The sequence below is a fragment of the Paradesulfitobacterium aromaticivorans genome (genome assembly GCF_054657415.1).
Map to the genome: position 1 here is coordinate 1 of NZ_BAAHYT010000002.1, position 14,205 is coordinate 14,205.

Consider the following 14,205-nt stretch of genomic DNA (forward strand, 5'->3'; position numbering starts at 1 on the left):
AATATAGGATTTGAGGAAGTAATAAGATGAATTTAAGAGGTGTTGACAATCCTATAAAAGTAGTGCTATTATAACTAAGCATCACGCAAGCGGGTAACTGTAAGGCTGATGAATCTTGCGAACTTGTTGAACTCTATACGGTAGTTCAACAAATAAAGATTTAAGACGGAATAAAAAAGTAGTTGACATCAAAAAGATGTCATGCTAATATAAGATTCCGTCAGTCGCCAATACGGCGATGTGGTTTTTGGTCTTTGGTCGCTCTCGGACATCCGACACCTTGCCATCCCGATAGTCCCAGTGGGACTGTCGCACTTGTTTGGCGGTGTCTAATCTCAAACATCGTGTTTGAGTCATGTCCTACGCGACACAAAGAACATCCTGATCTTTGAAAACTAAACAACAAGACGCCAATGTAACTCGTCAGTTTAGCTGAGCAATCAGCCGTAACTGAGAAATTGATTTTGAGCGATCAAAATCTCTTAAGAAGAATCGAACTTCTAAAGAAGTAAGTTGACAAGACAAACTTTTAAAGAAGTAAGATAAAACTTTTATGGAGAGTTTGATCCTGGCTCAGGACGAACGCTGGCGGCGTGCCTAACACATGCAAGTCGAACGGAGAATCTTAATAAGCTTGCTTAGAAAGATTTTTAGTGGCGGACGGGTGAGTAACGCGTGGGTAACCTACCCATAAGACCGGGACAACCCTTGGAAACGAGGGCTAATACCGGATAAGCTTAGGGCTCGGCATCGGGCTTTAAGGAAAGGTGGCCTCTGAACATGCTACCGTTTATGGATGGACCCGCGTCTGATTAGCTAGTTGGTGGGGTAAAGGCCTACCAAGGCAACGATCAGTAGCCGGCCTGAGAGGGTGAACGGCCACACTGGGACTGAGACACGGCCCAGACTCCTACGGGAGGCAGCAGTGGGGAATCTTCCGCAATGGACGAAAGTCTGACGGAGCAACGCCGCGTGTATGATGAAGGCCTTCGGGTTGTAAAGTACTGTCTTTGGGGACGAACGGTAGTTATGAAAACATTGTAGCTACATGACGGTACCCAAGGAGGAAGCCCCGGCTAACTACGTGCCAGCAGCCGCGGTAATACGTAGGGGGCAAGCGTTGTCCGGAATCATTGGGCGTAAAGGGCGCGTAGGCGGGTAATTAAGTCTGGTGTGAAAGGCAGAGGCTCAACCTCTGGATTGCACCGGAAACTGGTTATCTTGAGGACAGGAGAGGAAAGCGGAATTCCACGTGTAGCGGTGAAATGCGTAGATATGTGGAGGAACACCAGTGGCGAAGGCGGCTTTCTGGACTGTAACTGACGCTGAGGCGCGAAAGCGTGGGGAGCAAACAGGATTAGATACCCTGGTAGTCCACGCCGTAAACGATGAGTGCTAGGTGTAGAGGGTATCGACCCCTTCTGTGCCGCAGTTAACACAATAAGCACTCCGCCTGGGGAGTACGGCCGCAAGGTTGAAACTCAAAGGAATTGACGGGGGCCCGCACAAGCGGTGGAGCATGTGGTTTAATTCGACGCAACGCGAAGAACCTTACCAGGGCTTGACATCCACAGGATCCCGTGGAAACATGGGAGTGCCCGAAAGGGAACTGTGAGACAGGTGGTGCATGGTTGTCGTCAGCTCGTGTCGTGAGATGTTGGGTTAAGTCCCGCAACGAGCGCAACCCCTATCTTTAGTTGCTAACATGAAAGATGAGCACTCTAGAGAGACTGCCGGTGACAAACCGGAGGAAGGTGGGGATGACGTCAAATCATCATGCCCCTTATGTTCTGGGCTACACACGTGCTACAATGGCCGGTACAGACGGACGCGAAGCCGCGAGGTGAAGCAAATCCGAGAAAGCCGGTCTCAGTTCGGATTGTTCTCTGCAACTCGAGAGCATGAAGTCGGAATCGCTAGTAATCGCAGGTCAGCACACTGCGGTGAATACGTTCCCGGGCCTTGTACACACCGCCCGTCACACCACGAAAGTTTGCAACACCCGAAGCCGGTGGGCTAACTCGCAAGAGAGGCAGCCGTCGAAGGTGGGGTAGATGATTGGGGTGAAGTCGTAACAAGGTAGCCGTATCGGAAGGTGCGGCTGGATCACCTCCTTTCTAAGGAGACATGTTTAGCAAGCTATTGCTAAACTAATCCTATGGTCGAGACTCAAATCGAAGTTCTGCTCCTTAGTTTTCGGACGAAGGAAAGAAAACTGGATGAGAGTTTAATGAAGTTATAACAGACTTCAAGCCGGAAACGGCAAAACCATTGGCGGCGTGATTGCTTTGGCAATCTGCTTAAGTCTTGTTGTTTAGTTTTGAGGGACCAGATTATCCAAGTGCGAGGCACGAAGCCGGAGGCCCGTAAGGGAACGCCGAAGTCGTGCATCGTGCATCTGACCTCGATCCTGTTCTTTGAAAACTGCACAGAGAGATCTTTTTGTCAAAGGATTCATAAAGAACGAACCTTAAAGTGTTGGCGAAAATAGGTCAAGCTAATAAGGGCGTACGGTGGATGCCTAGGCGCTAAGAGTCGAAGAAGGGCGCGGTCAACGGCGAAACGCCACGGGGAGTCGCAAGCAGGCTTTGATCCGTGGATACCCGAATGGGGCAACCCAGTTGGAGTCATATCCAGCTATCTCTAACTGAATACATAGGTTAGAGAGGACAACCCGGGGAACTGAAACATCTAAGTACCCGGAGGAAGAGAAAGAATAATCGATTCCCGTAGTAGCGGCGAGCGAAGAGGGAAGAGCCCAAACCGGATTCTTCGGAAGCCGGGGTTGTAGGACTTTCTATTAAGCAAGGAAATCTAATCGAAGCGGTCTGGAAAGGCCCAGCAGAGAAGGTAACACTCCTGTAGGTGAAAGATAGACTTGCTGTGAAAGTATCCTGAGTACCGCGGGACACGAGAAACCCCGTGGGAAGCAGGGAGGACCACCTCCCAAGGCTAAATACTCCTTAGCGACCGATAGTGAACCAGTACCGTGAGGGAAAGGTGAAAAGCACCCCGGGAGGGGAGTGAAAAAGAACCTGAAACCGTACGCTTACAAGCAGTCAGAGCTCTTAGGAGTGATGGCGTGCCTTTTGTAGAATGAACCGGCGAGTTACGGTATGTAGCGAGGTTAAGGCGAGAAGCCGGAGCCGAAGCGAAAGCGAGTCTGAAGAGGGCGACGAGTTACATGCTGTAGACCCGAAACCGTGTGATCTACCCATGGCCAGGGTGAAGTCCGGGTAAAACCGGATGGAGGCCCGAACTCACTGTCGTTGAAAAGGCAGGGGATGAGCTGTGGGTAGGGGTGAAATGCCAATCGAACACGGAGATAGCTGGTTCTCCCCGAAATAGCTTTAGGGCTAGCCTCAATTGATGATTATTGGCGGTAGAGCACTGAATAGGCTAGGGGCCTTACCAGGTTACCGAACCTTATCAAACTCCGAATGCCAAATAATTTAGATTGGGAGTCAGACTGTGGGGGATAAGCTTCATAGTCGAGAGGGAAACAGCCCAGACCATCAGCTAAGGTCCCAAAGTATACGCTAAGTGGAAAAGGATGTGGAATTGCCCAGACAACCAGGATGTTGGCTTAGAAGCAGCCACCATTCAAAGAGTGCGTAATAGCTCACTGGTCGAGTGGTTCTGCGCCGAAAATGTAACGGGGCTCAAGCGTATCACCGAAGCTATGGCTTGCCACTTATAGTGGCAGGGGTAGGGGAGCATTCCAAGTGCAGCGAAGTTATTCTGTAAAGAATGGTGGAGCGCTTGGAAGAGAGAATGCCGGTATGAGTATGCGAAAAGGAGGGTGAGAATCCCTCCCGCCGAAAACCTAAGGATTCCTGGGGAAGGCTCGTCCGCCCAGGGTAAGTCGGGACCTAAGCCGAGGCGATAAGCGTAGGTGATGGACAACTGGTTGAAATTCCAGTACCACTCTTAAGCGTTTGAGTGAAGGGGTGACACAGAAGGATAAGTTAAGCGTGCCGTTGGTTGAGCACGTCCAAGCCAGTAGGGAGTGAGGTAGGCAAATCCGCCTCGCTAAGTCCTGAGAGGTTAAGGGGAGCGAAATTAAGTAGCGAAGTAACTGACTCCAAGCTGTCAAGAAAAGCCTCTAGCGAGCGAGAGAGTGCCCGTACCGTAAACCGACACAGGTAGGTAAGGAGAGAATCCTAAGGCGCGCGAGAAAACCCTCGTTAAGGAACTCGGCAAAATGACCCCGTAACTTCGGGAGAAGGGGTGCTCCTAGGAATAGGAGTCGCAGAGAAGAGGTCCAGGCGACTGTTTAACAAAAACACAGGTCCCTGCAAATTCGAAAGAAGAAGTATAGGGGCTGACGCCTGCCCGGTGCTGGAAGGTTAAGAGGAGAGGTTAGCGCAAGCGAAGCTTTGAATTGAAGCCCCAGTAAACGGCGGCCGTAACTATAACGGTCCTAAGGTAGCGAAATTCCTTGTCAGGTAAGTTCTGACCCGCACGAAAGGCGTAACGATCTGGACACTGTCTCAACGAGGGACTCGGCGAAATTGTAATACCCGTGAAGATGCGGGTTACCTGCGACAGGACAGAAAGACCCCATGGAGCTTTACTGTAGCTTGACATTGGATTTTGGTAAGGAATGTACAGGATAGGTGGGAGACTAAGAAGCTAGGGCGCCAGCCTTGGTGGAGTCGCCGGTGGGATACCACTCTTTTCGTACTGAAGTTCTAACTTAGGCCCCTGAATCGGGGTTGAGGACAGTGTCAGGTGGGCAGTTTGACTGGGGCGGTCGCCTCCTAAAGAGTAACGGAGGCGCCCAAAGGTTCCCTCAGAATGGTTGGAAATCATTCGCAGAGTGTAAAGGCAGAAGGGAGCTTGACTGCGAGACTTACAAGTCGAGCAGGGACGAAAGTCGGGCTTAGTGATCCGGTGGTACCGAGTGGAAGGGCCATCGCTCAACGGATAAAAGCTACCCTGGGGATAACAGGCTTATCTCCCCCAAGAGTCCATATCGACGGGGAGGTTTGGCACCTCGATGTCGGCTCATCGCATCCTGGGGCTGTAGTAGGTCCCAAGGGTTGGGCTGTTCGCCCATTAAAGCGGTACGTGAGCTGGGTTCAGAACGTCGTGAGACAGTTCGGTCCCTATCCGTCGCAGGCGCAGGAAATTTGAGAGGATCTGTCCCTAGTACGAGAGGACCGGGATGGACGGATCACTGGTGTACCAGTTGTCTCGCCAGAGGCACCGCTGGGTAGCTATATCCGGATCGGATAAGCGCTGAAAGCATCTAAGCGCGAAACCGGCCTCAAGATGAGATTTCCCACAGCATAAGCTGGTAAGACCCCTGAATGATGATCAGGTTGATAGGCCAGATGTGGAAGCACGGTGACGTGTGGAGCTGACTGGTACTAATCGGTCGAGGGCTTGACCTAAAATTAAGCCACACAAGAGGTTAGGCTCACTTGGGCTCAAACTAAAGTGAGTAAATGATCCTAAGACAAAAAGATCTGTGCAGTTTTGAGAGAACAGAGTTCGCAAGGAACAACGTTCTAACTCAAACTTAATCTGGTGACAATGCCGGAGGGGTTCCACCCGATCTCATCCCGAACTCGGAAGTTAAGACCTCCAGGGCCGATGATACTTGGATTGCAGAATCCTGGGAAAGTAGGTCGTTGCCAGGTGACATGTGAAGAGACTATCTTTTGGTAGTCTCTTTGCTTTTCACTGCGTGAAAACTTAATCTGTGAAAGATTCTATGGGGTCTGTTCCACCCGATCGATCCTCGGGCGGTAAGTTAAATATGGAGAAGCGCCCTCGGCGATAATGTCCACCGGACACTATCGTCACACGGCGAAAGTATTCGTTGTGAGTTTGCCGTGTGGCGTTAGTCAGCCTTCGCAGATAGTTGTCCGGTAAGCAAGAAAGAGCACCGAAACATGATGCTCTTTCTTCTTTTCTTACTAAGGAGCATTTGGAAGTTTGCCAGCTAGTCCTGAAACAGGATGCACATATAGAAGTGGATTAGGGGCAGACTAATATTGTTAACAATAGTCGAAATTGGTGGATGAAGAAATGTTGGAAAAGGGAAAGATATCTAGTCGGCAATTCTTTTTTTTAATTCTTGCTTTGATTTTAAGTATTTCTCTTTTTAATCTTCCTTCTATTATTATCTCTCGTACGAAACAGGATGTTTGGATTGTCATGCTCATTGCCCTGGGGATTGACGCGGTGGTCGCCGTCGTTCTCTACGTCCTCGGACTCAGGTATCCTAATCAAACCATGTTTGAGTACAGTGAGGAGATCTTGGGGAGGTTTTTGGGCAAGGGAGTTGGGTTAATTTTTGTGTTATTTTTTTTGTTAACTACTAGTTTTGGTTTGAATATCATAATCGGTTTACTGACCACAGCAGTTATGCCTGAAACGCCGCAGAGTGTTTTTTATCTTATTATGCTCATAGTGGCTGCTTACGCAGTAAACGCAGGTTTGGAGCCCATAGGGAGGTTAAGTGAACTGATTGGCCCGTTGGTCCTAATTACATTACTAATATCCTTTGCTTTTAATGTTAACAATATTAAACTCGAAAACCTAAAACCGGTATTTCAAATGAGTATGTGGGAAGATTTACAGAACAGCCTTTTGCCCGGGAGCTTATATGGGATCTGTATCATTATGGGTGTCTTTATGGCTTATCATAACAACCCCAAAGATACCTTAAAAGCAAAATTAGGAGGGGTGGTTACGGGAACCCTTCTGATCATTATAAATTTGTTAGTTGTGATCATGGTCTTCGGAGCCAACCTGTGTTCCGAATTGCGTTTTCCTTTGTACAGCCTTGCCCAAATGATCGAAGTAGGAGATTTTTTTGAACGATTAGAACCGTTGGTTATGATTTTTTGGGTTGCAGCCGGTTTTCTAAGTATAACTATGCTTTATTATGTTAGTACGCTTGGGTTTGCACAACTGTTAAACCTGCCAGATTATAAGCCTCTTACCCCGTTCATTGGGGTTGCGGTTTTCATCATAACGATACTATTGTTTCGTAATATTACCGAAACGGATACTCTTTTTGAAAAGATTTTTCCTTATCTTGCTTTACCGGTAGAAGGAGGTTTAACAACTCTGCTTTTCTTTGTCAGCCTCCTTAGACATCGAAAGAAACCGATCTGGATCAAGAAGAAGGGATAAAGATGCTAAAAATATTAACTCAGCTTTGGAATTCGGCAAAAAAAAATATATCAACCGAAAATAGAATTTCGGAGACCGCTCTATCAGAATCTTCCGATCTGGACTCCCGGCTGGAGGTAAACCTGTCGCAAATCAAAGAACGGTTTAAAGGCAGTGTCGATGTGGTGTATCGGGAATTTTCACTCGGCTTTGATCTTAACAAGAAGGCAGGTCTCATTTATATTGACGGTTTGATCAGCTCGGAAATTACCAATACCACAATTTTAAAGCCTTTGATGTCTGAGCTTGTTCAAAATGAAGAGCTGAAAAACATGGAGCAGGGAAATTTTTTTGAGAAAATTAAAAGTTGTGCCTTACCGAATAGCGGTGTTCGGGAGGCCACGGCTTTACAAGAAGTGATCAACGGGATTTTGTCCGGGGATACGGCTTTACTACTGGATGGTTTTCACACTGCCTTGTTGATCATCGGGACCAGGGGTTTTGAAGCGAGGGGGGTAGAGGAACCGGATACTGAAGCAGTCGTTCGGGGCCCTCGTGAGGGTTTTACAGAAACTATAGGGGTTAATACAGCACTGTTGCGCCGCAAAATTATAAATGAGAAGTTGCGTTTTGACAGCTTGAACTTAGGTCGGCAAACCAAAACCCCAGTTTATATTGCCTATATAGAAGGAATCGTCAATGAAAAAATGCTTACGGAAGTAAAAAAACGCCTTCAAAGGATTGAGATTGATGCTATTTTGGAAAGCGGTTATATCGAACAACTGATTGAGGATGCCCCAACTTCGATTTTCCCAACCATTGGCAACACGGAAAAACCGGATATTCTGGCAGCTAAACTGCTCGAGGGCAGAGTAGGGATCTTGGTTGACGGGACACCTTTTGTATTAACCGTTCCCTATTTGCTGATTGAAGGGTTTCAAAGCGCTGAAGATTATTATTCAAGGCCTTATTATTCAACGGTTATTCGGATCATTCGCTATACCGCCTTTTTTATTTCAACTTTGTCTCCGGCTCTATATGTTGCTTTGCAGAGTTTTCATCCGGAGATGATCCCAACGCCTTTGCTCATCAGCATGGCCGGTGCAAGGGAGGGGGTTCCTTTCCCTGCCTATATCGAAGTCTTTGTGATGGGATTGGTTTTTGAAATCATGCGGGAAGCAGGTGTTCGGATGCCCAGGCCGATCGGCCAATCTGTAAGCATTGTAGGTTCTTTGGTATTGGGAGAAGCGGCGGTACGTGCTGGGTTTATCAGCAACCCGATGGTAATTGTCGTGGCACTTACTGCTATTGCTGGTTTTGTAGTTACTGCCATAGCGGATGCGATGGCGCTCATGCGGTTATTTTTTTTGTTTTGTGCCAGCAGCCTTGGTTTTTTTGGCTTGTTAATGGGAATTTTGTTCATCACTATTCACCTGATGAAATTACGTTCTTTTGGTATTCCTTACCTATCCCCTGTGGCTCCAATGAATTTTGAAGAATTAAAAGATGTGTTCATCCGGGCCCCCCTCTGGACTCAAATTTTCCGTTCCAGGCTTTTAAGGGGCAAAAACCAGGTTAGGGGGAGTTCAGGTAAACCGTCTCCGAATAAAGATCAAAGGAATGAGGGATCATGAGGGGAAAGAGGGGAATTGTTTTTCTCCTATGCATTTTATTCGTCACCCTTTTAACAACGGGGTGTTGGAATCGCAAAGAACTAGACCGGTTGGCGATTGTTGCGGCAGTTGGGGTTGATAAAGGACAAGATCAAAAGATTAAGCTTACCGTTCAGATTATTAAACCAGGAGCACTCAAAAGCCCCTCAGAAGGCGGATCAGGAAAAGAAAAAGGGGTATGGATCGTAAAGAGCAGCGGCAATACTGTTTTTGAAGCCGTCAGGAATTATGTGGAAAAATCGGGGCGCAAGCTTTTTTGGCCACATACCATGGTTATTGTCATTGGAGAAAATATGGCTAAGGATGGGATTCTACCAGTTATTGACTGGTTTATCCGGGATCATGAAATGCGTCTTCAAACCTGGGTTTTAGTAACCCCAGGAGAGGCTTCAGAAATTATCTCTGGTGATGCAGGATTAGAAAAAATCCCGGCCAGTCATTTAGAGCGGATGATTAAAGATTCTGGTGCTTTATCGAAAAGCGTAGCGGTTAATCTTTTGGACGTTACTAATATGCTAACTTCACAGTCGAGCCATCCGGTCATCGGCAGAATCAGCAAAAATAAATCCGGGCAGGATGACGAAGAAGAACTAATTCTGAAAGGAGCTGGGGTTTTTCGGAAAGATAGGCTGATCGACTGGCTTAACCCTTTAGAAACCAGGGGATATTTATGGATAAAGGATAAAGTAAAAAGCGGGGTTATTATCATTCCGTGTCCGGAACATCCGGATAAATCGATATCTCTGGAAATTATAAGGGCTAAAAGCAAGATTAAACCCAGGTTGGAAATGGGTATGCTAAAATATACCATAGAAGTGGATGTTAACAGCAATCTTGGAGAGCAAATGTGTATTGAAGATTTGAACTCGGAAATGATTGCTGTTTTGGAAGATGAAGAACGCCAAGCTGTTGAAAAAGAAATAGTTGCTTTAATACGGAAAGCCCAGGAAGAATACAAATTAGATATTTTGGGCCTGGGCGAGGCAACCATGCGAGAATTTCCCAAGGAGTGGAATAAGGTAATGGAGCAGTGGGAGGAGGAGTTTCCTCAAGCTGAAGTTGAGGTGAAGGTTAATTCCAGGTTGTCGCTTACGGGTATGCTGAAAGGTTTAAAAACAGAAAAGTAAGGATTGAAATGCTAAGGACGAAAGGATTTTCAGCAGGCACTAAAGTTGATTAAGAATCTAAAGACAGTTTAAAAAATAATCTGTGCAGTTTTGAGAGAACAAAAATCTGAAATGGCCGACCAACAGGACGTTGGAAGTTCCGCACGCGCCATGACTTGAACAGGAGGTTCAAAACTATCCGAAGCGGACGATGTAAATTTTGCAGATAGATGGAGTGAAAACGTGCGTTCTTACCTGGGGAGATCTGCCAGATATGCTGAAGACATGAAATTGGAACTTTATTTACACTCGTTTCGTTAAATTGTGGCTTATCAAAAACAGTCTCGCTTTAGTCAAACTAATTCTCTCCTAGGTAAAATTTCTTAATATATTTTGTCCATAGTACTATAAAATATCAAAAAGATATTCCTCAAAAAAACATTTGACAAGATGATTGCGGTACATTATCATATATAATGCACTGTGAGCGTGGCCCGTTGGTCAAGCGGCCTAAGACACCGCCCTTTCACGGCGGTAACACGGGTTCGAATCCCGTACGGGTCACCAAATACTAATTTCGACATTTGGTTAGAAGTTCGGGACAAGAACATTAATCTAAAAGAGGATAGCTGAGGCGGTCTTAATAACAAATCTACGCTTCACACCTCAAATATCGTCGCGGGGTGGAGCAGTGGTAGCTCGTCGGGCTCATAACCCGAAGGTCGTCGGTTCAAATCCGGCCCCCGCAACCAAGTCATTAAATCATCGAACGGAAGTTCTGATGATTTAATATATTTAACAGTGGGGTGTCGCCAAGCGGTAAGGCACCAGACTTTGACTCTGGCATGCGTTGGTTCGAATCCAGCCACCCCAGCCATTTTTTTTGTGAGCCATTAGCTCAGTCGGTAGAGCACCTGACTTTTAATCAGGGTGTCCCGCGTTCGAGTCGCGGATGGCTCACCATGACATGCGGGTGTAACTCAGTGGTAGAGTGTCACCTTGCCAAGGTGAAAGTCGCGAGTTCGAATCTCGTCACCCGCTCCAGGAGAATGCGCTCGTAGCTCAGCTGGATAGAGCGTCTGACTACGAATCAGAAGGCCGGGGGTTCGAATCCCTCCGAGCGCACCATTTTTTCAAAAGAGAGCTGCAAAAATTAATAAGTGTGAGAAACTGTGAGTGAGTAGTTGAAAATGCCGTTATAGCTCAGTTGGTAGAGCGTATCCTTGGTAAGGATAAGGTCACCGGTTCAATCCCGGTTAACGGCTCCATTGAAGCGGGAGTGGCGGAACTGGCAGACGCGCACGTTTGAGGGGCGTGTGGGTAACACCGTACGGGTTCAAGTCCCGTCTTCCGCACCAGAATATTTACGGAGAAGTACTCAAGTGGCTGAAGAGGACGGTTTGCTAAACCGTTAGGGTGGGTAACTGCCGCGAGGGTTCAAATCCCTCCTTCTCCGCCAGATATATTCCTCGATAGCTCAATGGTGGAGCAACCGGCTGTTAACCGGTAGGTTGCAGGTTCGAGTCCTGCTCGGGGAGCCACGGCAGGGTAGCCAAGTGGTCTAAGGCAAGCGGTTCATACCCGCTCATTCGAGGGTTCAAATCCCCCCCCTGCTACCAAAGCTGCGGGTGTAGCTCAATGGTAGAGCACTAGCCTTCCAAGCTAGCTACGTGGGTTCGATTCCCATCACCCGCTCCATAAAATGATAATAAACCGCACCTTCTTGGGGTGCGGTTTTCCTGTGGTATTTTCACAACAAAGTGTTTAGAAATCAACTTGAAAATAGCCTAAATAACTTGAGAATTATTTTCGGATTTTGAAATAAGTATTGACTTTTTATTTTGATTCGGATATACTAACAAATGTTCTCGTTAAAAATGGCCCGTTGGTCAAGCGGCCTAAGACACCGCCCTTTCACGGCGGTAACACGGGTTCGAATCCCGTACGGGTCACCATTTCGAAATCCGAGGTACGAAGCCAGAAGCCCGAATATTAATCTTAATCGTGCGTCTCGCATCGAATACGGGCGATTAGCTCAGCTGGGAGAGCGCCTGCCTTACAAGCAGGATGTCGGCAGTTCGATCCTGTCATCGCCCACCAATATCGAATCCGGCCCCGTGGTGTAGTGGTTAACATGCCTGCCTGTCACGCAGGAGATCGTCGGTTCAAGTCCGATCGGGGTCGCCATATAGTGGGTAGGTGGCCGAGTGGTTAAAGGCGGCAGACTGTAAATCTGTTCCGAAAGGTACGGTGGTTCGAATCCATCCCTGCCCACCACTAATTAAATAACTCAATATCGTCGCGGGGTGGAGCAGTGGTAGCTCGTCGGGCTCATAACCCGAAGGTCGTCGGTTCAAATCCGGCCCCCGCAACCAAGTCATTAAATCATCGAACGGAAGTTCTGATGATTTAATATATTTAACAGTGGGGTGTCGCCAAGCGGTAAGGCACCAGACTTTGACTCTGGCATGCGTTGGTTCGAATCCAGCCACCCCAGCCATTTTTTTTGTGAGCCATTAGCTCAGTCGGTAGAGCACCTGACTTTTAATCAGGGTGTCCCGCGTTCGAGTCGCGGATGGCTCACCATGACATGCGGGTGTAACTCAGTGGTAGAGTGTCACCTTGCCAAGGTGAAAGTCGCGAGTTCGAATCTCGTCACCCGCTCCAGGAGAATGCGCTCGTAGCTCAGCTGGATAGAGCGTCTGACTACGAATCAGAAGGCCGGGGGTTCGAATCCCTCCGAGCGCACCATTTTTTCAAAAGAGAGCTGCAAAAATTAATAAGTGTGAGAAACTGTGAGTGAGTAGTTGAAAATGCCGTTATAGCTCAGTTGGTAGAGCGTATCCTTGGTAAGGATAAGGTCACCGGTTCAATCCCGGTTAACGGCTCCATTGAAGCGGGAGTGGCGGAACTGGCAGACGCGCACGTTTGAGGGGCGTGTGGGTAACACCGTACGGGTTCAAGTCCCGTCTTCCGCACCAGAATATTTACGGAGAAGTACTCAAGTGGCTGAAGAGGACGGTTTGCTAAACCGTTAGGGTGGGTAACTGCCGCGAGGGTTCAAATCCCTCCTTCTCCGCCAGATATATTCCTCGATAGCTCAATGGTGGAGCAACCGGCTGTTAACCGGTAGGTTGCAGGTTCGAGTCCTGCTCGGGGAGCCACGGCAGGGTAGCCAAGTGGTCTAAGGCAAGCGGTTCATACCCGCTCATTCGAGGGTTCAAATCCCCCCCCTGCTACCAAAGCTGCGGGTGTAGCTCAATGGTAGAGCACTAGCCTTCCAAGCTAGCTACGTGGGTTCGATTCCCATCACCCGCTCCATAAAATGATAATAAACCGCACCTTCTTGGGGTGCGGTTTTAATAGTGTTGAGGAAAGAAATTCTCTGTAAAGTTCTACATATTAGTTCTAAATTTTGTCCCTGGTTTGAATTAGAACACATTGGTTATAAACAACGTCTATTCCGTGCTCTTCTCCGTTTCGAACAGCTTCTTCATTTTCGCTTCCTGGCTGCATCCAAACCCTCTTGATTCCCAAGTCAATGCAGTTTTTAACTACTTGCTCGGTAACTTTGGGAGGCACTACTACACTTACGGCGTCGGGTACAATCGGAAGTGCTCCAAGATTAGGGTAAATTTTATCTCCGTCAAAACTATCGAGGTTCGGATTTACTCCATAGACATTATATCCTGCTTTTTTGAGTTGGAGGTAGACTTTGTTTCCGTATTTGCTGGGGTCAGCGGATACCCCGACCACGGCCCAATTATCCTGTTTGAGAAATTCTTGCATGTCAACCGCCATTAAAGAAACCTCCTTTTATTGATTTAGATTCATTGTTTCTAGTTTAATTTAAACAATGATCTAAATCAAATATATATGGGTAATAGGCTAATTAGGCTTGTGTTTCGCCGGGAAGCTCCACTTCTAAGTGAACCGCAAACGGGGGTAGTTCGACAAAAACATTAGCAGTATTTTGACGTGGTAGCGGCGCAAAAAATGGTAAAGAAAACTATAAATTAAACTAAATGAAAAGTATTGACAGCGATAAACCTGCATGATATTATAATTAAGCGTCACGGCAAGCGATGCCAAAAAATGCCGGTAACAGCGGGCGGAATAAAAAAGTAGTTGACATCAAAAAGATGTCATGCTAATATAAAATTCCGTCAGTCGCCAATACGGCGATGTGGTTTTTGGTCTTTGGTCGCTCTCGGACATCCGACACCTTGCCATCCGTGGCGGTGTCTAATCTCAAACATCGTGTTTGAGTCATGTCCTACGCGACACAAAGAACA

4 protein-coding genes, 27 tRNA genes and 3 rRNA genes are annotated in these 14,205 nt (G+C 47.4%); 33 read left to right on the forward strand and 1 reads right to left on the reverse strand.

From position 1 onward, the window contains the following. The first annotated feature begins 550 nt into the window (after nucleotides 1-550). From ACYQ2N_RS00400 to ACYQ2N_RS00560, 33 genes are all read left to right on the forward strand, one after another. A 16S ribosomal RNA gene (locus tag ACYQ2N_RS00400) occupies nucleotides 551-2,117 on the forward strand. A gap of 373 nt (nucleotides 2,118-2,490) precedes the next feature. Continuing rightward, a 23S ribosomal RNA gene (locus tag ACYQ2N_RS00405) occupies nucleotides 2,491-5,399 on the forward strand. A gap of 132 nt (nucleotides 5,400-5,531) precedes the next feature. After that, nucleotides 5,532-5,648: ribosomal RNA gene (gene rrf / locus ACYQ2N_RS00410) — 5S ribosomal RNA — on the forward strand. Together the 16S, 23S and 5S rRNA genes form the textbook arrangement of a ribosomal RNA operon. A 391-nt stretch (nucleotides 5,649-6,039) precedes the next feature. Continuing rightward, nucleotides 6,040-7,152: a GerAB/ArcD/ProY family transporter gene (locus ACYQ2N_RS00415; RefSeq protein ID WP_459996783.1), complete on the forward strand. Its 1,113-nt coding sequence runs from the start codon at nucleotides 6,040-6,042 to the stop codon at nucleotides 7,150-7,152. Nucleotides 7,153-7,154: 2 nt separating this feature from the next. Then, nucleotides 7,155-8,765, forward strand: a complete 1,611-nt coding sequence (locus ACYQ2N_RS00420; protein WP_459996785.1) for a spore germination protein — start codon at nucleotides 7,155-7,157, stop codon at nucleotides 8,763-8,765. Next, nucleotides 8,762-9,931, forward strand: coding sequence for a Ger(x)C family spore germination protein (locus ACYQ2N_RS00425; RefSeq protein ID WP_459996787.1), 1,170 nt, complete (start codon nucleotides 8,762-8,764; stop codon nucleotides 9,929-9,931). Before ACYQ2N_RS00420 ends, ACYQ2N_RS00425 begins: the two co-directional genes overlap by 4 nt. 470 nt (nucleotides 9,932-10,401) lie before the next feature. Beyond that, nucleotides 10,402-10,477, forward strand: a tRNA-Glu gene (locus ACYQ2N_RS00430). A 110-nt stretch (nucleotides 10,478-10,587) separates the two neighbouring features. Beyond that, nucleotides 10,588-10,662: transfer RNA gene (locus ACYQ2N_RS00435), tRNA-Met, on the forward strand. Between the two features lie 50 nt (nucleotides 10,663-10,712). Then, nucleotides 10,713-10,787, forward strand: a tRNA-Gln gene (locus ACYQ2N_RS00440). Between the two features lie 10 nt (nucleotides 10,788-10,797). After that, nucleotides 10,798-10,873 (forward strand) — tRNA-Lys (locus ACYQ2N_RS00445). 6 nt (nucleotides 10,874-10,879) lie between these two features. Continuing rightward, a tRNA-Gly gene (locus tag ACYQ2N_RS00450) sits at nucleotides 10,880-10,954 on the forward strand. Between the two features lie 7 nt (nucleotides 10,955-10,961). Beyond that, nucleotides 10,962-11,038, forward strand: a tRNA-Arg gene (locus ACYQ2N_RS00455). Between the two features lie 64 nt (nucleotides 11,039-11,102). Beyond that, nucleotides 11,103-11,178 (forward strand) — tRNA-Thr (locus tag ACYQ2N_RS00460). A 5-nt stretch (nucleotides 11,179-11,183) separates the two neighbouring features. After that, nucleotides 11,184-11,268 (forward strand) — tRNA-Leu (locus tag ACYQ2N_RS00465). A gap of 10 nt (nucleotides 11,269-11,278) precedes the next feature. Beyond that, nucleotides 11,279-11,369: transfer RNA gene (locus ACYQ2N_RS00470), tRNA-Ser, on the forward strand. Between the two features lie 7 nt (nucleotides 11,370-11,376). Further along, nucleotides 11,377-11,451, forward strand: a tRNA-Asn gene (locus tag ACYQ2N_RS00475). Between the two features lies 1 nt (nucleotide 11,452). Next, a tRNA-Met gene (locus ACYQ2N_RS00480) sits at nucleotides 11,453-11,529 on the forward strand. A 5-nt stretch (nucleotides 11,530-11,534) separates the two neighbouring features. After that, nucleotides 11,535-11,608, forward strand: a tRNA-Gly gene (locus tag ACYQ2N_RS00485). Between the two features lie 181 nt (nucleotides 11,609-11,789). Further along, nucleotides 11,790-11,865, forward strand: a tRNA-Glu gene (locus ACYQ2N_RS00490). Between the two features lie 69 nt (nucleotides 11,866-11,934). Next, a tRNA-Val gene (locus ACYQ2N_RS00495) sits at nucleotides 11,935-12,010 on the forward strand. 11 nt (nucleotides 12,011-12,021) lie between these two features. Next, nucleotides 12,022-12,097: transfer RNA gene (locus tag ACYQ2N_RS00500), tRNA-Asp, on the forward strand. Nucleotides 12,098-12,103: 6 nt separating this feature from the next. Next, a tRNA-Tyr gene (locus tag ACYQ2N_RS00505) sits at nucleotides 12,104-12,187 on the forward strand. A gap of 23 nt (nucleotides 12,188-12,210) precedes the next feature. Further along, nucleotides 12,211-12,285: transfer RNA gene (locus ACYQ2N_RS00510), tRNA-Met, on the forward strand. A gap of 50 nt (nucleotides 12,286-12,335) precedes the next feature. Then, nucleotides 12,336-12,410, forward strand: a tRNA-Gln gene (locus ACYQ2N_RS00515). 10 nt (nucleotides 12,411-12,420) lie between these two features. Then, nucleotides 12,421-12,496: transfer RNA gene (locus ACYQ2N_RS00520), tRNA-Lys, on the forward strand. 6 nt (nucleotides 12,497-12,502) lie between these two features. Then, nucleotides 12,503-12,577: transfer RNA gene (locus tag ACYQ2N_RS00525), tRNA-Gly, on the forward strand. Between the two features lie 7 nt (nucleotides 12,578-12,584). Beyond that, nucleotides 12,585-12,661: transfer RNA gene (locus ACYQ2N_RS00530), tRNA-Arg, on the forward strand. 64 nt (nucleotides 12,662-12,725) lie between these two features. Continuing rightward, a tRNA-Thr gene (locus ACYQ2N_RS00535) sits at nucleotides 12,726-12,801 on the forward strand. Nucleotides 12,802-12,806: 5 nt separating this feature from the next. Further along, nucleotides 12,807-12,891, forward strand: a tRNA-Leu gene (locus tag ACYQ2N_RS00540). Nucleotides 12,892-12,901: 10 nt separating this feature from the next. Next, a tRNA-Ser gene (locus ACYQ2N_RS00545) sits at nucleotides 12,902-12,992 on the forward strand. 7 nt (nucleotides 12,993-12,999) lie between these two features. Further along, a tRNA-Asn gene (locus ACYQ2N_RS00550) sits at nucleotides 13,000-13,074 on the forward strand. A 1-nt stretch (nucleotide 13,075) separates the two neighbouring features. After that, nucleotides 13,076-13,152: transfer RNA gene (locus ACYQ2N_RS00555), tRNA-Met, on the forward strand. A gap of 5 nt (nucleotides 13,153-13,157) precedes the next feature. After that, nucleotides 13,158-13,231 (forward strand) — tRNA-Gly (locus ACYQ2N_RS00560). 87 nt (nucleotides 13,232-13,318) lie between these two features. Here the strand turns inward: ACYQ2N_RS00560 and ACYQ2N_RS00565 are convergent. Beyond that, complete coding sequence (locus ACYQ2N_RS00565; protein WP_459996789.1) at nucleotides 13,319-13,711, reverse strand: CoA-binding protein; 393 nt, start codon at nucleotides 13,709-13,711, stop codon at nucleotides 13,319-13,321. Between the last annotated feature and the right edge of the window lie 494 nt (nucleotides 13,712-14,205).